This is a genomic window from Psychrobacillus sp. MER TA 171 (assembly GCF_023713305.1).
Classification (GTDB): Bacteria; Bacillota; Bacilli; order Bacillales_A; family Planococcaceae; genus Psychrobacillus.
Window position 1 is genome coordinate 64,383 of the sequence record NZ_JAMAWN010000011.1, and the last position, 18,299, is coordinate 82,681.

At 40.5% G+C, this 18,299-nt stretch carries 21 protein-coding genes and 1 tRNA gene; 5 read left to right on the top strand and 17 right to left on the bottom strand.

Going from position 1 to position 18,299, the window contains the following annotated elements:
• The first annotated feature begins 440 nt into the window (after window positions 1-440).
• On the top strand, window positions 441-962 hold the full coding sequence (locus M3627_RS11775; protein WP_251555756.1) for an RNA polymerase sigma factor: 522 nt from the start codon (window positions 441-443) through the stop codon (window positions 960-962).
• Window positions 940-2,073, top strand: a complete 1,134-nt coding sequence (locus M3627_RS11780; RefSeq protein WP_251555758.1) for a hypothetical protein — start codon at window positions 940-942, stop codon at window positions 2,071-2,073. Before M3627_RS11775 ends, M3627_RS11780 begins: the two co-directional genes overlap by 23 nt.
• A 417-nt stretch (window positions 2,074-2,490) precedes the next feature.
• On the opposite strand, the gene M3627_RS11785 is transcribed toward M3627_RS11780, so the two are convergent.
• The 3 genes from M3627_RS11785 to M3627_RS11795 form a co-directional block, all read right to left on the bottom strand.
• Entirely contained in the window at window positions 2,491-2,676 is a 186-nt protein-coding gene (locus M3627_RS11785; RefSeq protein WP_251555759.1) for a hypothetical protein, read from the bottom strand.
• Between the two features lie 317 nt (window positions 2,677-2,993).
• Entirely contained in the window at window positions 2,994-3,440 is a 447-nt protein-coding gene (locus M3627_RS11790) for a GNAT family N-acetyltransferase (protein WP_251555760.1), read from the bottom strand.
• 21 nt (window positions 3,441-3,461) lie between these two features.
• Entirely contained in the window at window positions 3,462-4,115 is a 654-nt protein-coding gene (locus M3627_RS11795; protein WP_251555762.1) for a TPM domain-containing protein, read from the bottom strand.
• Window positions 4,116-4,281: 166 nt separating this feature from the next.
• On the opposite strand from M3627_RS11795, the gene M3627_RS11800 reads away from it, so the two are divergent.
• A complete protein-coding gene (locus tag M3627_RS11800) occupies window positions 4,282-5,223 on the top strand; it encodes a catalase family peroxidase (RefSeq protein WP_251555765.1) in 942 nt (313 codons plus the stop codon).
• A 74-nt stretch (window positions 5,224-5,297) separates the two neighbouring features.
• Here M3627_RS11800 and M3627_RS11805 read toward each other — a convergent pair.
• Window positions 5,298-5,369: transfer RNA gene (locus tag M3627_RS11805), tRNA-Arg, on the bottom strand.
• Window positions 5,370-5,541: 172 nt separating this feature from the next.
• On the opposite strand from M3627_RS11805, the gene clpP reads away from it, so the two are divergent.
• Both clpP and M3627_RS11815 read left to right on the top strand, forming a co-directional pair.
• The gene (gene clpP / locus M3627_RS11810; protein WP_251555768.1) at window positions 5,542-6,144 is read left to right on the top strand and encodes an ATP-dependent Clp endopeptidase proteolytic subunit ClpP; all 603 of its coding nucleotides are present in this window, start codon (window positions 5,542-5,544) and stop codon (window positions 6,142-6,144) included.
• A 72-nt stretch (window positions 6,145-6,216) separates the two neighbouring features.
• The gene (locus M3627_RS11815; protein WP_251555774.1) at window positions 6,217-6,474 is read left to right on the top strand and encodes a ribosomal protein L7/L12; all 258 of its coding nucleotides are present in this window, start codon (window positions 6,217-6,219) and stop codon (window positions 6,472-6,474) included.
• Between the two features lie 61 nt (window positions 6,475-6,535).
• On the opposite strand, the gene M3627_RS11820 is transcribed toward M3627_RS11815, so the two are convergent.
• From M3627_RS11820 to M3627_RS11880, 13 genes are all read right to left on the bottom strand, one after another.
• A complete protein-coding gene (locus M3627_RS11820) occupies window positions 6,536-6,793 on the bottom strand; it encodes an HPr family phosphocarrier protein (RefSeq protein WP_169359707.1) in 258 nt (85 codons plus the stop codon).
• A 19-nt stretch (window positions 6,794-6,812) separates the two neighbouring features.
• On the bottom strand, window positions 6,813-7,754 hold the full coding sequence (gene whiA / locus M3627_RS11825) for a DNA-binding protein WhiA (protein ID WP_169359708.1): 942 nt from the start codon (window positions 7,752-7,754) through the stop codon (window positions 6,813-6,815).
• A gap of 31 nt (window positions 7,755-7,785) precedes the next feature.
• Window positions 7,786-8,763, bottom strand: coding sequence for a gluconeogenesis factor YvcK family protein (locus M3627_RS11830; RefSeq protein WP_169359709.1), 978 nt, complete (start codon window positions 8,761-8,763; stop codon window positions 7,786-7,788).
• A 4-nt stretch (window positions 8,764-8,767) separates the two neighbouring features.
• On the bottom strand, window positions 8,768-9,652 hold the full coding sequence (gene rapZ / locus M3627_RS11835) for an RNase adapter RapZ (RefSeq protein WP_342559832.1): 885 nt from the start codon (window positions 9,650-9,652) through the stop codon (window positions 8,768-8,770).
• Window positions 9,653-9,655: 3 nt separating this feature from the next.
• The gene (locus M3627_RS11840) at window positions 9,656-10,126 is read right to left on the bottom strand and encodes an NUDIX domain-containing protein (protein ID WP_169359710.1); all 471 of its coding nucleotides are present in this window, start codon (window positions 10,124-10,126) and stop codon (window positions 9,656-9,658) included.
• Between the two features lie 193 nt (window positions 10,127-10,319).
• Entirely contained in the window at window positions 10,320-11,270 is a 951-nt protein-coding gene (gene trxB, locus M3627_RS11845; RefSeq protein WP_169359711.1) for a thioredoxin-disulfide reductase, read from the bottom strand.
• Window positions 11,271-11,339: 69 nt separating this feature from the next.
• The gene (locus M3627_RS11850) at window positions 11,340-12,869 is read right to left on the bottom strand and encodes a tetratricopeptide repeat protein (protein ID WP_251555776.1); all 1,530 of its coding nucleotides are present in this window, start codon (window positions 12,867-12,869) and stop codon (window positions 11,340-11,342) included.
• A 76-nt stretch (window positions 12,870-12,945) separates the two neighbouring features.
• Window positions 12,946-13,572: a bifunctional phosphoribosyl-AMP cyclohydrolase/phosphoribosyl-ATP diphosphatase HisIE gene (gene hisIE / locus M3627_RS11855; RefSeq protein ID WP_251555779.1), complete on the bottom strand. Its 627-nt coding sequence runs from the start codon at window positions 13,570-13,572 to the stop codon at window positions 12,946-12,948.
• 25 nt (window positions 13,573-13,597) lie between these two features.
• Window positions 13,598-14,338, bottom strand: a complete 741-nt coding sequence (gene hisA, locus M3627_RS11860; protein WP_251555784.1) for a 1-(5-phosphoribosyl)-5-[(5-phosphoribosylamino)methylideneamino]imidazole-4-carboxamide isomerase — start codon at window positions 14,336-14,338, stop codon at window positions 13,598-13,600.
• Between the two features lie 11 nt (window positions 14,339-14,349).
• A complete protein-coding gene (gene hisB / locus M3627_RS11865) occupies window positions 14,350-14,946 on the bottom strand; it encodes an imidazoleglycerol-phosphate dehydratase HisB (RefSeq protein ID WP_169359715.1) in 597 nt (198 codons plus the stop codon).
• Entirely contained in the window at window positions 14,943-16,226 is a 1,284-nt protein-coding gene (gene hisD, locus M3627_RS11870; RefSeq protein WP_251555867.1) for a histidinol dehydrogenase, read from the bottom strand. The genes hisB and hisD overlap by 4 nt, the downstream gene beginning before the upstream one ends.
• Before the next feature lie 11 nt (window positions 16,227-16,237).
• Window positions 16,238-16,867, bottom strand: coding sequence for an ATP phosphoribosyltransferase (gene hisG, locus M3627_RS11875; RefSeq protein WP_169359716.1), 630 nt, complete (start codon window positions 16,865-16,867; stop codon window positions 16,238-16,240).
• Entirely contained in the window at window positions 16,860-18,038 is a 1,179-nt protein-coding gene (locus tag M3627_RS11880) for an ATP phosphoribosyltransferase regulatory subunit (RefSeq protein WP_251555786.1), read from the bottom strand. Before M3627_RS11880 ends, hisG begins: the two co-directional genes overlap by 8 nt.
• Between the last annotated feature and the right edge of the window lie 261 nt (window positions 18,039-18,299).

The window sequence follows — 18,299 nt, forward strand, 5'->3', positions numbered from 1 at the left end:
AACCTATTAAAAGCGTGCCGAATGTGTCGCATACAAAATATTCCTTAAAAGGTAAAATAGAAGAGCGTGAGATTAGAATAGAATATTATATCTGAGTGGAATTAATTTTACTTTTACATCGAACTATTTAGAGAGAATAAGGAAGTTTAAATGCTGTTTTATGAGAATGTAGAGTTGATTTCCGCTCTAGGCGAACGCTTTCCGTGGGGTGAGCGATAAGCCATCACCCATCGCTAACGCGCGTGGTTGTGATGTCTTATCTGTCTCACTCATCCCTACTTATGTCGTCGCCTGCCGCTTCAATCAATATAAAGAAAGTGTTCGTGTTTGATTGGTAAATGGCTATTCCACTAGGACTTTATTGGGTAATTCACTTTCTACTTAAATAAAACGATACTTTTCATTTATTCGTTCGTCTATTGCACTAAGGGGGTCAGGAGATGGAAATGGAACAGCTATATAGAGATCACAGCGACCGGGTTTACGGCTATATTTATTTACTTGTCCGTCATAAAGAGAGTGCCGAGGACCTGACACAGGAAACCTTTTACAAAGCATTTAAGGGATATGCTTCCTTTGATAAGCAAGCTTCCCCTGCTACGTGGATACTAAAAATCGCTCGCAATGTTACGTATGATTATTTTAGAAGAAAACGAGTCGTTCAATTTTTTTCATTTGAAAAGAATCATGATATAGAAACAAAGGAGCTTTCCCCAGAAGGTCACATCGAACGAAAAGAAAAGCTGACACGGATGTATGATTCCTTACGCTTACTAAAGAAGGATTATCAAGAGGTGATCATTCTGCGAAAAATCCAGGAATGCTCCATCCAGGAAACTGCCTTCATCCTGGGATGGACCGAGGCAAAGGTCAAGATGAAAATGATGCGTGCACTCGAGGCGCTAAAAAAGGAATTTCATCAAAAAGGAGGTTATGTAAATGGAACCGTCAAAGGAATTTGATGAGCTTTTTGAGGAGATGAAGCACGTCGAACGATCTAATGAAGCAAGACGAAATACATGGCTAGCGATAAAGGAACGAACGGAACAGAAAAAACGAAGAATATTTCCCGGCGTCCTTGCATTAGCAGCTATAGCCGTTGCCTCCTTTTTCCTTATTACAAATTTAATGGTCCCATCAGAAACCGAGCAAACAGCCCAGCCCCTTACGAACGAGGAAGTAATTATGGCAGTCATTGAAAAAGAATATAATGGGCCGGATATGGAACTGGAACGCTTACTACGGGCATGGTTTGACCTACAAAGTAAAACCCCTACAAAGAACCAGGAGGAGTACAATAAGCTGCTAGAATCAAAGGAAAACAAAGACTTTATTAATTATTATTACAAGAGCTTTGGTGATTATTTCACAAAAGATATGATGGAACAGGCTATTAGCACTGTCATGGTGTTCAAATATAATTCCCAATTAATAGACAGTAATTTAGACATGCAATTAGAGAAGGTACAGATTAAACAGGACAAGGATCATCCAACTATTTATCGTGCTACCGTAGAGGTTTCCTTGACAAACAATAAAGGGCAGAAAATCTTTCACACGTTAAAAGAAGAATATATCTTTTCTAAAAAAGAGCCTAGAAAAATAGGAAGATATAACGGAATGGTATCTCTAGATGGCAAACATCTATATGATATCATCCTAAATTTTGATGCCTATTTTAATAACAGGAAGCCGGCTATCGATGTTTCGTTCGATTCCGTTTGCTTTAATGGGAGAACTGGCTCCAAGCAAATAAACGGCTGTACAACAGACACAGTTCAAATAAATGAAATAATGGAATCCATTAACGATTTACCTATTCAAGAGGTTACCGAGGAGGAAAGCAGCTGGAGAACCGAATTACTCCCTCAAGTAGATAGTTATCAAATCTATTTAACTACCGAAGCCGATCAAGGCCACACGTTATATACCGTGACCCTTTATGATGATGGTAAGCTATTATACGCTCCGGGATTTGACTTAGGAGTTACAGGTGATATCACGATAGGCTCTCATCGAGATGTCTACAAGAAGGTTATCCAAATGCTTAAGAAGTTTGCAGAGACAGATTAGCAGAAAACCAACTATGTCAAATAATGGTTTAAACGAGCTAGGCTATGGCTAGCTCGTTTTATCTTTGTTTTTCTTCCTATAAAAATAACGCCACGTATAAAAGATAGCCCAAAACGCCAAAAGAACAAAAAACTGATAGTTTGTATCACTATAATTAATCATAAGGATTAATATTATAAACGTTGGTATAGCTAAATAACACCACACTCTTACTTCCTTGTTTTTAAAACTTAATTCAAACCGTTCACTCATAGACCCCACCCCATTTGCCGCCTACCTTCACCAGCTGGCTAGTTTACCTGAAATTCCTAGCGTTTTAATTTACGACAATCATTCCATGGATTACTACAATCACTGCTTAGTTTACGACAATACCCTCGTAGATTACTACAATCCAATTCCATGTGCTCTCTCGGGTCAATTTTTACGACAATCTCTCCATGGATTACTACAATCAATGCTTAGTTTACGACAATACCCTCGTAGATTACTACAATCCAAATCCATGAGCTCTCTCTGATCAATTTTTACTACAATCACTCCACGGATTACTACAATCACAGCGTAGTTTACGACAATACCCTCGTAGATTACTACAATCACAGCGTAGTTTACGACAATACCCTCGTAGATTACTACAATCCAATTCCATGTGCTCTCTCTGATGAATTTTTACGACAATCACTTCATGGATTACTACAATCATTGCCTAGTTTACGACAATGCACTCGTAGATTACTACAATCAAATTCCGTGGGCTCTCTCTGATGAATTTTTACGACAATCACTCCACGGATTACTACAATCACGGCTTAAATTACTACAATCCCGCCATACTTTACTACAATCCAAATCCACAACCCCAATCCCTCTCCAAAGACTACAAAAAAAGAAGAGCATTTAGCTCTCCTCTTCATTTTCTAAACCTTTAACACAAACTCTGCTTCGCCTTCGTTGATGTTGCCTGTTTTTTCGAAGCCGAGGCTTTCATAGAGCTTGATGGCTATTTCGTTTTCTGGCTCCGTTGATAAATAGATGGAATTGCAGCCGTCCAATTGCTTCATTTCATCCAGCACTAGCTCTACTGCTTTTCTGCCGTAGCCTTTTCCTTGGCTTTTATGATCGATCATAAAGCGGCAGATCCAGTAGTTTGCAGTTTCTTCATCAAACCCGTACATGGCAAAGCCAATGAGCTTGTTCTCTGCTTCGATACCTTTTATAATCCATCCAGTTTCATAGACTGATTGGGTGATGGATAATGCGTTGGAGGCAACAAATTTCTCTACTACGGTTCCTTTGCCATCCTCGTTAGTTGTGAGAAGGACCGTTTTCAGCCAGTTATCCTTATTTATTTCTACTAGTTTCATTCCATTTCCCCGTTTCTTTTGTTAATCTCTCTGCTTTTTTCTTTTACCATTTACCATTCTAGATAGGAGGAAGATGACTAGAAGGATAATGATTATGGTTGGAATAGAGATACTGTCCTGTAGGCTGTTACTCGTATAGGGCTGTGGCTTCGTTAGCCCCTCCGAAATACCGTAATGCTTAGAAACCTCATTGGACAAAGCCTGATAGGTGGAGATTACAGCCTCATCGATTAGACCCTGGTTTAAATAAGGCATCGTATACCGATCGATTATCTGATCTATTTTGGCATCTGAAAGTGCTTTTTCCAAGTCACGGTCCACTGTAATCTCTACTGCCGGACCTCCCCCGTTAATCGGATCCGTCTCGATTAAGAATAGTAAGCCATTCTTATTTCGTACACTTCCTATTTGGTTCTCTCGTATGATGTCCATGTTAAATTCACTTGCCGACTGGTCTCCTACATGCTCGATAATCATCACAACCAGCTGAGCGGTCGTTCCTTTTTTTAATTTTTCTCCCAGTATTTTTACTTCCTGCTTCGTTTCTTCTGTTAAAAAGTTCTCTTCATCTACTAAATAGGTATCCTTTGATATATCTCCAGCAGCCCCTGTACTTAAAGGAGAGAACAACAAAATAAGGAAGGTTATAACTAGCAGATGTATTATTTTTTTCAACAGTGCCATTCCCCTTTCAGCCTGCAGTCTTATCATTTTTATTTTATTCTGATAAGTTAATTATATTATACATGAATTATGACTATTAGAAGTCCCTTTTACGAGTTTAATATAGGAAAAGAGTGGTAATGATATAGATTAGACAGTAAATAAAGGAGGTAAACAAATGGACCAAGTACATAACGAGGATTTAACACCAAAAGAAGCCATTGATGCACTGGAGCAGATTCAAGGAAAATTCCCTGGAGCGAGGCGCGCACACGCTAAGGGGGATATGTATGAGGCAACATTTCTTCCAAATGGGAATGCTGTACCCTATACGGTTGCACCCCATCTTCATAGAGAAGCAATTCCTGCTACTGCTCGATTTTCCAATAGCCCCCCTAACCCTGCCTCCGTCGATTATCTTGTTCCCGCCAAAGGGCTCGCCGTTCAATTTGAGCTACCCGATGGAAGCTTCACCAATTTAGTGAGCTCTACTGTACCGATGTTCGTCACAAGCAGTCCTAGAGAGTTTATAGATATGATCGAAATATTTACGGATAAAAAAACTGGGATTAAAACGATTGACCGGGCCATTAATATGGTTGAGCTAGTTTCTAAAAAATATCCACATAGCAAAGAGGTCATTCAAATCATTAAGGAGCAGGCAAAGCAGCCACCAACGAGCTACGCTGAGCTTCACTACTATCCTATCCACGCCTTCTATTTCGTTAATAAAGACGGCGAACGCCAAGCAATCAAATACGAATGGGTCCCAGTTGATGAAACAAAAGATTCTACTCTAACAAGCAAATCGATTTCAGCCAACTATTTGACGGAGGAGCTCGACGACCGATTAAAACGGGGGCCAGTCCAGTTTGATCTGTTCATCCGCTTAGCAGAGGAAGGGGATAACCCAAACGATGCGACGGATACGTGGCCAGAAGATAGAAGAAAAGTGAATATAGGTCGTTTGGAAATTAGAAATAAAATACATCCTAAGAAAGACATTGTTTTCGACCCAACGATTGTTCCAAAGGGAATCGAGCTAACGGACGATCCCATACTACACTTTCGAAGTGGAGCATATGCTGAATCATATGAGAGGAGAAGTAAAAATGAATAAGAAAGCCCCAAACACATAGTAAATGAGCATAAAAAAACACTCGAACGGATTCGAGTGTTTCTAGCTGTTATGGACGCCCTCGGAGGGAATCGAACCCCCATCCCAAGAACCGGAATCTTGTGTCATATCCATTAAACTACGAGGGCAAGCGACCTTTCTATTATACAAATGGTATAGGAATAATTCAAGTAAACATTTCAAAGCTTAATATTTGACCTTCCTTGACCATTCCATGTATGATAAAGTTACAACTGAGGCAGAATTTCTCAGTACACACTAAAAAAACACTAACAATTACCTTGAAGGAGGCAATCCAGGATGAATTTAATCCCTACAGTTATTGAACAAACAAATCGCGGCGAGCGTGCGTATGACATTTATTCTAGATTATTAAAAGACCGCATCATCATGCTTGGTAGCGCGATTGATGACAACGTATCAAACTCGATCGTTGCACAGCTTTTATTCCTAGAAGCAGAAGATCCAGAAAAAGATATCTCTATCTATATCAATAGCCCAGGCGGAAGTATTACAGCAGGTATGGCTATCTACGATACAATGCAATTCATTAAACCAGACGTACAAACTATTTGTATCGGTATGGCAGCATCAATGGGTGCTTTCTTACTTACAGCTGGAACAAAAGGCAAACGCTATGCACTTCCAAATGCTGAGGTTATGATTCATCAACCACTTGGTGGAGCTCAAGGGCAAGCAACGGAAATCGAGATTGCAGCAAAACGTATTTTATACCTACGCGACAAGCTAAACCAAATTATGGCTGAACGTACTGGTCAACCGATTGAAGTCGTTTCAAAAGATACAGATCGCGATAACTTCATGCCAGCAGAGCGTGCATTAGAATACGGTCTAATCGACCATATCATTTCACGTAGCGACATGAAAAAAGATTTAAAATAATATAATATAAATCCAAGGCGGTGATTCTCTGCCTTGGATTTTTTTATAAAAAGATGAAAGGTTGTGTTCCATTTGCTATATACAATAAGTTCTCTGTTAATCATATTATCCTTAGTCATATACATCGTAAGTCTACAAAGTAAAATAAAAAAATTAGAAGCACGACAGACCCTTCCGTTTAAAGGAGACAAAGCCTTAGAAAAACAAATCGTAGAGATGAATAATAATGACAGCAGCCAGGTTGAAATGGTCAAGCTTGTTCGGAACGAAACAGGCTTGGGACTAGTTTCTGCCAAAAAATATGTAGATAAAGTGCTTAACCACATTTAATGACATTCTACAAAAAAAGCTGTTATCTAATCCAAGCGGACTAGATAACAGCTCTTTTTCTTTATTCAGCATTAGAAATGAACTTAACTAATGATTCCACAGCTTCCTCTTCATCAGAGCCTTCAGCACTCAAAGTAACAGTAGCGCCCTTGCCAATCGCAAGGCTCATGATTCCCATGATACTTTTAGCGTTTACCTTTTTGTCATCTTTTTCAAGAAACACATCTGCTATAAAACGATTCGCTGCTTGTACAAATAAAGCTGCTTGTCTCGCTTGTAGTCCTGATTGTAATTTTACTTCGACCTGTTGTTCCGCCATAATCCTTAGCCCCATTTCTTTAAATTGATTCGCCTCTTCTTAAAGCATCTGCTATTTCATCCAGCTTACGCAAGCGATGGTTAACACCTGATTTACTTACAGTTCCAGTGGATACCATGTCGCCTAGCTCCTTTAGGGTTACATCCTGATACTCGACACGAAGACGGGCAATTTCTCGAAGCTTCTCAGGCAATTGGTCCAGCCCGATTGCATTATCGATAAAACGGATGTTATCCACTTGTCGGATAGCTGCACTGATGGTTTTGTTCAGATTGGCCGTTTCACAGTTGACCAAGCGATTGACACTGTTCCGCATGTCTCGGATGATTCGCACATCCTCAAATTTTAAGAGGGCACGATGTGCTCCAGCGATGCTTAAAAAGTCAGAAATTTTTTCTGCTTCCTTTAAATATGCCACAAAACCTTTTTTACGTTCAATGGTTTTTGCATTTAATTCATAAAAGTTCATTAAATCGACTAATGCGTCGCTATGTGTTTTATATAAGGAGTAAATTTCTAAGTGATAAGAGGAAGTTTCTGGATTATTGACAGAGCCTCCTGCTAAGAAAGCTCCACGTAGGTAAGCTCTTTTACAGCAGTTCTTTTTGACAAGCTCCTGTGAAATCGAATACTCAAATTCAAAGCCTTCCTTCAAAATCATTAAATCCTCTAGTAGCCTCTTGGAGCCTTCTCTTACTCGGCAAATATAGACATTATTCTTTTTAAGACGCATCTTTTTACGAACAAGTACTTCCACGTTCAGCTGATACAATGATTTGATCAACGTGTACAGCCTTCGGGCAATCGCCGCATTTTCGGTTTGGACATCCAAGCTAAGCATTTTGTTGCTAAAAGAAAGAGAACCATTCATACGGATGAGCGCTGAAAGCTCTGCCTTCGAACAGCAAGGCTCAGCCTCCTCCTGTGTCATCTCTTTTTTTGTTTCAGAAGCAAACGACATATAACGTTTCCCCCTTTCTTGCAGAGCCTCTCTATTGTTTGAATCCTTTTTGGCCTGCATATTCGTAAAGCCATTCCGCTACTTTTATCGCATCATGACGGACAGCGCCATTATATACGATGGAAATGTCCTTCTTAACGATTTCTATGTCTAGTGTTTCTAATTTCTCTATATCAATTTTAACGGGAGAAGCCTTCTCCTGCTTATATAAATACTGAACATTTTCAGGAATTTCCTCATTACTTATCAACAAAGAGTCTATAAAGTTCTCGCCTACATGGTCGATCAATGCTTCTACATGATCATACGCAGTATAGTTATTCGTTTCTCCAGCTTGTGTCATCAGATTGCAAATGTACACTTTTTTAGCCTTCGAACGGATGACTGCCTTACGAATATCCTCGACTAAGAGATTAGGCAAAATACTAGTATAAAGGCTACCAGGTCCAATTGCTATAATATCCGCTTGGCGGATTAGGTTAATTGCCTCTGGCAGTGGCTTTACATCGTCAGGAGTAATAAATACCTTTTCTATCTTTTTCCCATAGTCCGGTATTTTAGATTCCCCTGTAACAATAGTTTTATCCTCAAATTGTGCATGGAGTGTGACTAGCTGATTGGCAGCAGGAAGCACTTTTCCATGAATATTTAAAACACGGCTCATTTCCGTGATTGCATGTGCAAAATCTCCTGTAATCGAGGTTAAAGCAGTAATCATTAGATTGCCTAAGGAATGTCCCTCGAGTTCGCTGGAATTAGTAAAGCGAAACTGAAACATTTCTTCTACGAGCGGCTCTACCTCTGATAAGGCTGCTAAGACGTTACGGATATCACCAGGTGGTGGAATATCATAATCATCTCTTAATCTACCGGAGCTCCCTCCGTCATCTGCAACTGTAACAATGGCAGTAATATCTAATGGAAGTTTTTTAAGTCCTCGAAGCAAGGTAGATAAGCCAGTACCACCACCAATGATGACTATTTTTTTACGGTGTTTTGTACGACCCATTAAGTCATTCCTTCCTGATAGTAACATCTCTATGAGTTATTACTGTTTCATCGTCTTCCTTAAAAACCTTACCGAAATATTCTGCTAGTGTGACAGAACGGTGTTGACCGCCCGTACAGCCAAAGGCAATAACAAGCTGCGTCTTGCCTTCTCGCTTGTATTGCGGAATCATAAAGGCAAACAAGTCTTTTAGTTTTTCGATAAGCGTCTTCGTATCTGCCCATTTTAAAACGTAGCTAGAAACCTCTTCATTTAGTCCTGATTTTAAGCGAAGCTCCTCGATATAATACGGATTTGGAAGAAAACGAACGTCAAAAACCAAATCTGCATCAATAGGAATTCCGTGCTTAAATCCAAAGGACATAACGTTCACTGTAAAGACCTGGCTTCCATTTGTCGAAAATTCCTCTTGAATTTTTTCTCGAAGCTCGCGTGGCTTCATCTTGGATGTATTATAAATAAATTGTGCTCTGCCTTTTAAGTCAGAAAGAAGCTCTCTTTCCTTTTTTATACCTTCTAATGGCAATCCTGCATTTGCTAACGGATGGGAGCGTCTTGTTTCCTTATATCTTCGGACAAGAACCTCATCCTGTGCATCCAAAAACAACACCTTTGGAGTTACCGAGGTTGCTTCTTGAAGCTGGTTAACGGAGTCAACGAGTGAATGAAACATTTTCCCTCCACGCAAATCCATTACCGCTGCTATATTTCGCGGTTGCTGATTTGACTCAATCATTAGCTTGATAAAAGTGCTTAGGAGCTCAGGAGGAAGATTGTCTATGCAATAATAGCCTAGGTCTTCAAAGCTTTGGATAGCTACTGTTTTTCCTGCTCCTGACATTCCAGTAATGATGACTACTTCTGTTTCTGGCTTCTGCTGAGTTTCCACTATCTATTTATCCTCCCATGAATGTTGAATAGTTTCACTGATTAATGCGAAATCTGGAGTATATACAAAAGTACCGTATTGCATACCCTTTTCCTTTACAGCAAACAATAGATTTGTTCGATCTCCCTCTGCCATCGGTAGATGTGCTAAATCTTCAACCGGGTGCCATTCGAGCACACCTTCTTTAGTTTCTTTATATGGAGTTCCTTCTATATCTGTTCCGATAAAGGTAAATAACATCCATTCATCTAGACGTTTCCCATCCTCTTCAATGAGCATTGTATAGATTCCCTTTAAATGTGGATTGATCGGTACAGTGTTTGTCTCTTCCGTAAACTCACGAACAGCAGAAATAAGAATAGATTCTCCTTCCTCCATTTTTCCGCCTGGTGCAACATACCAGTTTCTACGTGGTTTCTTTAATAACAAAACTTTGTCGTCTTTACAAATAAGTAAATTAGCGATTCTTTGCACGTATGGTCACTCCATCTGTCTGTAGTTACCTTATATTATACATGAATTTGCACAAAAAGAGGCTGCTTCACGATTTAAATCGCAAAACAGCCTGTTCAAATCTTGCATATATAAAAAGGGGGTCAATTTATATACTTTACTATACACTTAATATGTTTCAGAACAGTTACAGTTAAATTAAGATAAAATTAAATTAAATATTTGATGTGTTTTTATCTTTTAAATGCTCAATATAGTGCTGAGCTGATAAAGCTGCTACACTACCATCACCTGTTGCTGTGACAATTTGACGAAGCATTTTATCACGAACGTCCCCTGCCCCAAAGATACCAGGTACTGCTGTTTCCATTTTCTCGTTTGTAACGATATAACCATTTTCATTTAAGATGCCAAGGCTATGAAATGGTTTTGTAAGTGGTAGCATTCCAACATATACGAATACACCGTCTGTTGAAAATTCTTTTTCGGAACCATCCACTGTGGATACTAAAGTAACGCTAGAAACCTTACCGTCTGTTCCGTGTATTTCTTTTAATGTTGTATTCCAAATAAAGTCTATTTTTTCGTTAGCAAAAGCTCGGTCCTGTAGAATTTTTTGAGCGCGAAGCTTATCTCTACGATGTACGATTGTTACTTTGTTCGCAAACTTAGTTAAGAAAGCACCCTCTTCAACTGCAGAGTCCCCGCCTCCAACTACTACTAGGTCTTTCCCTTTAAAGAAAGCACCATCACAAACTGCACAATAGCTTACCCCACGTCCACCAAGCTCTGTTTCCCCGGGAATACCCATTTTTTTGTATTCAGCTCCTGAAGAGATGATAACAGCTAATGCTTTATATTCTTTACCGCTTACTTTTACGGTTTTATAGTCTCCGTTATCGACTACTTCGGAAACGTCACCATATGCATATTCTGCACCAAATTTTTTCGCATGATCGAACATTTTAGTAGAAAGCTCAGGTCCTAAGATTGTTTCAAATCCTGGGTAGTTTTCTACCTCTTCTGTATTAGCCATTTGGCCGCCTGGAATTCCACGTTCAATCATTAGAGTGGAAAGGTTTGCACGGGAAGTATATACAGCTGCTGTCATACCTGCTGGGCCCGCTCCTATAATAATCACGTCATATATATTTTCAGTTGTCATCGATAATTCCTCCTACGTACTACATACCAACAATCTAACTAATTTTGTACCCTTCATCAACTAATATGCTTAGGAGTCAGAAAAAGGTAAGAATTGGATTAGCTCGTTGACATATTTCGTGAGCGTTGCTGTAGTGATTCCGTATTGCTCCGCATATTGTTTTTTCGTCACGTTTTTCATTCGTGAGGATACGAACATATACTCAGTCGCTGCTGCCAAAGCACGCGGATTTTTAAAGCCATACCCTTTTTCTAGCGCACGCTCTACTAGCACAAACCACATTTGTAATAACAGTGTCTCTGACTGCTCCAGTGACTTGTTGTTGTCATAAAGTAAATCCGTAGCTGCAATGGCTCTCAAAAATGCTTTTTCTGCCGGAGATTTCTCATCGAATTTATGCCCAAGAGAATTAGCTAAAAACAATTTCTCCATTGTAGTCAGTTCCTCCACTACAATCCACTTAGGGTGTGCGATAATTTCCTGGCGATGACGAGACTTCCCTAACAGATAGAAGCCAAAAATACGTTCACTAATATTTTTGTTTTCTAGCTTTTCTAAGATTAAATTCTTTTGTTCCTCGTTATTTGGCTCTACTAGCTCCTTCATTTGTGGGAGCCACGGCTCGAAGCCTGCTTTTTCTGGATCCAGCTTTAAAAGCGCTTTCCACGCATTACGCGCCACTTCCTCATGCCCTGCAAAATAAGCAGAATGCGAAAGCCAAAAATAGAAGCCTGGATCTGCTTCAAATCCTTTTCGTTGAATGCTTCTCAACCATTTAAAGGCTTGTTCATATTTCCCTATCAACGCAAAAGTCGCACCTAGCTTATAGCGATGCTCGATAAAATAAGGATTTATTTTAGATAAAAGAGCTGTGATTTCCTCAAGCTCCTCGTTATTTTTTTCATAGTAGTGAATAACGGCCAAGTTACATAATGCATGGATATTCCCTTGGTTCTCTCGTAATACCTGATGCAGTAATGCTTTAGCCTGTTCTTCCTCTCCTAAATAAAAATAAGCAAGCGCTAGGTTATTGAACGCTGCCCAAAAATCCGGATGGTTTGCAATGATCGATTCTAGCAGCTCAACTGCTTCTACAAATTTACCCTGCTCCATAAAGCGTCGGGCTTTTTCTTGAAGGAAAAGCGCCTCACTAGAGGGGGTATCCAGCTGAAGGTTTACGATATCCTCCTGCTCGGTGAAATCAATGATTTCCATTGCTTCCTCCATATATTCTCCGTTAACTTCCTTTTCTAAATAGATTTTGGCAAAGCGATTTGCCTCTATAAAGTTTCCCAAATGAGCGTTTACCTCAGCTAAAAAGAAAATGATATCTCCTTCGTTCGGATCTAGTGAATACGCGCTTCTCAATAGCTCATGAGCGTAATCATAGTTATCGAACTCCATTTGGAGGATCCCATATTGCAATAAGATCATTGGTTCGTCTGGGCTTAAATCAGTTGCTCGCTTTAAATATTTTTGTGCTTTTTGTAACTCATCTTTTTGAAGCTCATCTAATGCTTTTTTATAGTAATATTCGCCAGTCGGCAAAAATGAAATTATATTTTCTTTGTCTAGTTTCTTACTTCTTTTTTTATTCAAGATACTCCTCCGAAAAATAATAAGGAACGTTACGGAAACGCTCCTTATTAGTATATTTTCAGTATATCATAAAGTATTATTTTTTATCTGCTTTCGCTTCATGTCTTTTTTGTAACACCTGTAATAAATCATAGTAGCTGACTTTTTGGTTTTGCAATAAAACAAGCAAGTGATAAATGAGATCTGCAGCTTCCCATTTCAGCTCCTCTGCATCATTGTTCTTAGAGGCTATGATTACCTCTGAGGCTTCCTCCCCGACCTTCTTGCAAATTTTATCGACACCTTTTTCAAACAAATAAGTAGTATAAGCACCTTCTGGCATTGTTTGTTGACGTTCTTCGATTGTTTTAATCAATTTAGTCATTACATTATAGCCAGACGCCTCCTCGAATTGTTCTAGGCTCTTATGGAAGCATGTCTCTTCTCCCGTATGACAAGCAGGTCCACTAGGCAGCACTTCTAGTACGAGTGCATCGGAGTCACAGTCCGTTTGAATGGATACGACCTTCTGAGTATTTCCGGACGTTTCTCCCTTATGCCAAAGCTCTTGTCTGCTTCGACTGAAGAACCATGCCTCTCTCGTCTCCACTGTTTTTTCATATGCCTCTTCATTCATATATGCAAGCGTTAAAACCTCTCTTGTAACGGCATGCTGTACAATTACTGGGATTAGTTCTTTATCGTCAAATGTTAATGTAGCCATATTCTTACTCCCCTTCAAGGCTTGCTCAATTACTTATTGTTTGTAGCGCCTCTTTTAATGTAAAACGATTGTTGTATAATGCTTTTCCTGTGATTACTCCGCTAACGCTGGAAATTTTAGAGAGTTCCGCAACTGCCTCGATGTCCTCTAAGGAGCTGATTCCTCCTGATACAATAATCGACAGGCCAGTCGCTTCTGCTAGCTCTTTGTTCGCCTTTAAGTTTGGTCCTTGCAATGTTCCATCAGTCGCAATGTCTGTAAAAATAACGTATTTCGCACCTTTAGAGGCAAAGTATTGCCCTACTTCAATGGCTGACTGGCTAGACGTTTCTAGCCAGCCATGCGTTGCTACCATGCCATCCTTCGCATCTAACCCAAGGACGATTCGATCACCGCCATACTCTTGAATCAGATCGGCAACAAGCTCTGGCTGTGAAATGGCAAGACTACCTATAATGACACGATTGACCCCGTGATCAAGATAGTAGCTCACATCCTCGCTAGATCGTATTCCTCCGCCTATTTGAACGTTAACCGGTAGCTCTTTCGCAATACGGATAACCTCCTTGGCATGAATCTTTTCGCCATCCTTTGCCCCGTCTAGATCAACCAAATGAATCCAGGTTGCCCCTTCATCGACAAACTTTTTTGCCATATCAAATGGAGAGTCACCATATATAGTTTCTTGTTCATAATCCCCTTGATACAGGCGTACACATTTACCGCCCTTCATATCGATTGCGGGATATACTTGTATTGAGCTCATGAAATTCCTCCTTATGTAAGTAGACCCTTTGTAGAAGGAACACCCTTCACTCGATCATCTATTGTAATGGCATCGTCGATTGCTCGAGCAAGTGCCTTGAAAATCGCTTCAATCATATGGTGGGTATTCGCTCCGTAGTGAACAATGACATGGACGTTCATACGAGCCTCTAAAGCAAATTTCCATAGGAATTCGTGAACCAGCTCCGTATCAAAGTTCCCTACCTTTTGTGTCGGAAACTGTGCCCTGAACTCTAAATGAGGTCTGTTTGAAATGTCAATTACAACCTGGGCTAATGCATCATCCATTGGTACAAACGCATTTCCATAGCGTTTGATACTCTTTTTGTCTCCTAGTGCCTCTTTTACTGCTTGCCCTAATACAATACCGATATCTTCTGTTGTGTGGTGGTCGTCTATATGTGTATCGCCATTTGCTTTAATTGTGGCATCGAACAGGCCATGCTTCGTAAACAGGTCCAGCATATGATCCATAAAAGGAACGCCAGTCTCAATTTCCGCCTTACCCTCTCCATCCAGATTAATATCTACATAAACCTTTGTTTCATTTGTCATTCTATCTATTTTAGCAATTCGATTTGGTTTCATTTTGCATTCCCCTTCTCCCAGCTTCTTGATTCGACAGATCGAGCGTGTCCCTCTAATTGCTCGAGTCTAGCCAAACGAGCGATTTTAGGATATTGCTCCTGCCACATTTCCTCCGAATAATACACGACACTCGTTTTCTTTACAAAATCGTCTACATTTAAGCCACTCGAAAAACGAGCCGTACTGTTCGTTGGAAGCACATGGTTCGTACCGGCAAAATAGTCGCCGACTGGCTCACTGCTATATCGACCAATGAATATAGCTCCAGCGTGCTTGATCTGCTCACTCAGCTCTTTTGCATTTTCCGTAATAATTTCTAAATGCTCAGGAGCAAGCTCATTTGTTGCCTTGACTGCCTCTTGAAGCGATTGTGCCAAATAGATACGACCGTAGTTTTCTATAGAGGCCCGTGCAATTTCTTCACGAGGAAGCTGCTTTAGCTGTCTCTCTACTTCTATGGAGACCTGCTTGGCTAAACGCTCACTAGTGGTAATTAAAACCGAACTCGCAAAGGCATCATGCTCCGCCTGTGCTAATAAATCGGCTGCTACCTCATCTGCATAGGCAGTATCATCGGCAATAATCGCTATTTCACTTGGCCCAGCAATCATATCGATTGCCACCTTGCCAAACACTTCTCGTTTCGCAAGTGCCACATAGCTGTTACCTGGTCCAGTTATTTTATCCACAGGTTGAATGGATTCTGTTCCGTAAGCCAGCGCCGCAATCGCTTGAGCGCCACCTACCTTATAGATTTCTGTTATTCCAGCTATTTTTGCTGCGACTAGAACCGAAGCAGGAAGCCTGCCATCCTTAGAAGGCGGCGATACGATAACTACTCGAGTTACACCTGCGACAATGGCTGGAATCGCATTCATGAGTACGGACGATGGATATGCAGCTGTCCCACCTGGCACATATAAGCCGACTGCATCTAATGGTGAGATTCTATATTGAATATATGAGTTTTTCTCTAGAGCCAATTCAATATTTTGTCTCGCCTGCTTCTCATGAAATGTACGAATATTATTCGCTGCTTCCTTCAAATCCTCTATCAGCTGAGGATCAAAGCCGATGAACGCCTCCTCCATCTCTTCCTCTGACACCCTCAGACTGGAAAGCGTAACTCCATCCCACTTTTCTGTATAGGCGAGTAACGCTTGGTCTCCATTTGCTTGTACCTCTGAAATAACCTCTCGAACGGTTGTGAGGTGAGTCATATTAGCCTGCTCCACAGAGCGCTGTAATGTGATGCTATCTGTAAGCTTCTCTATTTTCATCATGGTATTCCCTACCTTTTTTGAAGTTCTTTATTTAGCTTGGCAACGAACTCTCGAATCCGCTCACTTTTTACACGATAGCTTACAGGATTCACGATTAGTCGAGAGGATATATCCACAATCCTTTCATATTCCACTAAGCCGTTTTCTTTTAGCGTTTGTCCTGTCGACACGATATCGACGATACGGTCGGCTAGGCCTATCATTGGAGCCAGCTCTATCGAACCGTTCAGCTCAATGATTTCCACCTGCTCCCCTTTTTCCTTGTAGAAATTAGTAGCTATTGTTGGATATTTAGTTGCAACACGAGGGGCGATCTCATTCATCACCGTATTCGGCAGCCCTGCTGTTGCAATATAGCAATTACTAATATGTAAATCTAATAATTCATGCACATCTCGATGCTGCTCCAGTAAAACATCCTTGCCAGCTATTCCAATATCAGCGACCCCATGCTCGACGTAAACCGGGACATCCATTGGCTTCGCTAGGATGAACTGGATACGCTCATCCGGCGCTTCTACGATTAGCTTGCGAGAATCGCTAATTTCAGCTGGTAAATTAAACCCTGCTTCGACAAATAGTTGATAGGCTTCCTCAAAAATGCGCCCTTTCGGCATCGCAATCGTTAATTCATTCACCTGCAAAACCACCTTCTACTACCTTAATTATCTCCTGAAAGCTATATTGATAGGCCTCTAAATCATGGACACTGCCCTCATATTGAAGCGTTACGCGCTCCCCAATACTACGTCTTGCCTCTGCTAGAACATTAGCTTTTAGGAAGGAGCCTTTATCAAATAAAATAAGTGTATGTTTTTCATTTTTCTCTTTTTTAGGGAGAACCTCTAGCAACCGATCTACTCTTAATCCAAAGCCGGTTGCCCCTACATTTTGTTCAAATTGCTTAAATAGCTCGTCATACCTTCCACCATTTCCAAGAGGAAAGCCACTGCCGGCAGCATGAATCTCAAACAGCATGCCTGTGTAATAGCTCATATGGCTTGCTAATGAAAAGTCGAAGGAATAAATAGAGGGATCACTCAGCTGAAGCTCTAATAGCTGCTGGAGCTGTATAATCTGATCCACTAGATATTGCTGCTCGTTTGTCAAAAGCTGTCTAAAATCTTCCACTGACTTCGCTTCCATCGTATGATCCACCAGCATAGTCAAATTCTCTTGTTGAATAGCGGATAGCTCTAAGTCATCCAGCATTTTCTTAAATCCTACAAAATTCTTTTCGACTAGGAGCATTCTTAGCGTTTCCACCTGCTCCGGCTTGTTTGTATTATTGGAAAGAATAGCTGTCAAAAGCCCAGCGTGCCCAATCGTGATTTGAAAATGTTCCACGCCTAACGCTTTAACGAGCTCTACAGCCGTATAAATAATCTCGCTGTCTCCGTAAGGACTAAAATCACCGATCAGCTCTAAGCCCAGCTGCTCAAATTCCGCTGGCCTTCCACCCTCCCGTTGTTGCGCACGAAAGACATTTGCATAATACGCAAGGCGAAGCGGATTCTTTTCTTTTAATAGCTTGGATGCTGCTATTCTAGCGATAGGAGTCGTCATATCAGGTCGTAAAACGAGCATCTCTCCTTGGTTATCCACCAATTTAAATAATGAGGACTCATCAATTGCCGACGCCTTTCCAATTGTCTCAAAATACTCGACTGATGGCGTTTTTATAAAATCATATCCTTTGGTGCGAATAAACTCTCTCGCGACGGATCTTATGTATTCTTTTTGCTCATTAACCTCTGGGAACGAATCTCGCATCCCAAGCGGCTTCTCAAACATTTGAATTTTACTCATTGTCCCACCCCTAATTCACTTCACTGTAGTAGAGTGCTAATATAATAAATTAAATAAATTTTATACTATTTCAGACTATTCGTCAACTTCATAAGCTTATAGATTTCAGAGGACTTTTAATTCACTCAACCACTCCCCAGCAGGTTCAGTGCTTGGCACAATAGTTTGGGTTTGCGCAACACTTTGCTCGTTTGGTGCAACACTTTTGGAATTCCCGCAACACTTCTACCCGTTTCCGCAACACTTTAATTTCGTGCAACA

Coding starts and splice junctions, on each gene's coding strand:
- M3627_RS11775 (WP_251555756.1), top strand. CDS start 441: ATGGAAATGGAACAGCTATATAGAGATCACAGCGACCGGGTTTACGGC.
- M3627_RS11780 (WP_251555758.1), top strand. CDS start 940: ATGGAACCGTCAAAGGAATTTGATGAGCTTTTTGAGGAGATGAAGCAC.
- M3627_RS11790 (WP_251555760.1), bottom strand. CDS start 3,440: ATGAAACTAGTAGAAATAAATAAGGATAACTGGCTGAAAACGGTCCTT.
- M3627_RS11800 (WP_251555765.1), top strand. CDS start 4,282: ATGGACCAAGTACATAACGAGGATTTAACACCAAAAGAAGCCATTGAT.
- clpP (WP_251555768.1), top strand. CDS start 5,542: ATGAATTTAATCCCTACAGTTATTGAACAAACAAATCGCGGCGAGCGT.
- M3627_RS11820 (WP_169359707.1), bottom strand. CDS start 6,793: ATGGCGGAACAACAGGTCGAAGTAAAATTACAATCAGGACTACAAGCG.
- whiA (WP_169359708.1), bottom strand. CDS start 7,754: ATGTCGTTTGCTTCTGAAACAAAAAAAGAGATGACACAGGAGGAGGCT.
- M3627_RS11830 (WP_169359709.1), bottom strand. CDS start 8,763: ATGGGTCGTACAAAACACCGTAAAAAAATAGTCATCATTGGTGGTGGT.
- trxB (WP_169359711.1), bottom strand. CDS start 11,270: ATGACAACTGAAAATATATATGACGTGATTATTATAGGAGCGGGCCCA.
- hisIE (WP_251555779.1), bottom strand. CDS start 13,572: ATGGCTACATTAACATTTGACGATAAAGAACTAATCCCAGTAATTGTA.
- hisA (WP_251555784.1), bottom strand. CDS start 14,338: ATGAGCTCAATACAAGTATATCCCGCAATCGATATGAAGGGCGGTAAA.
- hisB (WP_169359715.1), bottom strand. CDS start 14,946: ATGAAACCAAATCGAATTGCTAAAATAGATAGAATGACAAATGAAACA.
- hisD (WP_251555867.1), bottom strand. CDS start 16,226: ATGAAAATAGAGAAGCTTACAGATAGCATCACATTACAGCGCTCTGTG.
- M3627_RS11880 (WP_251555786.1), bottom strand. CDS start 18,038: ATGAGTAAAATTCAAATGTTTGAGAAGCCGCTTGGGATGCGAGATTCG.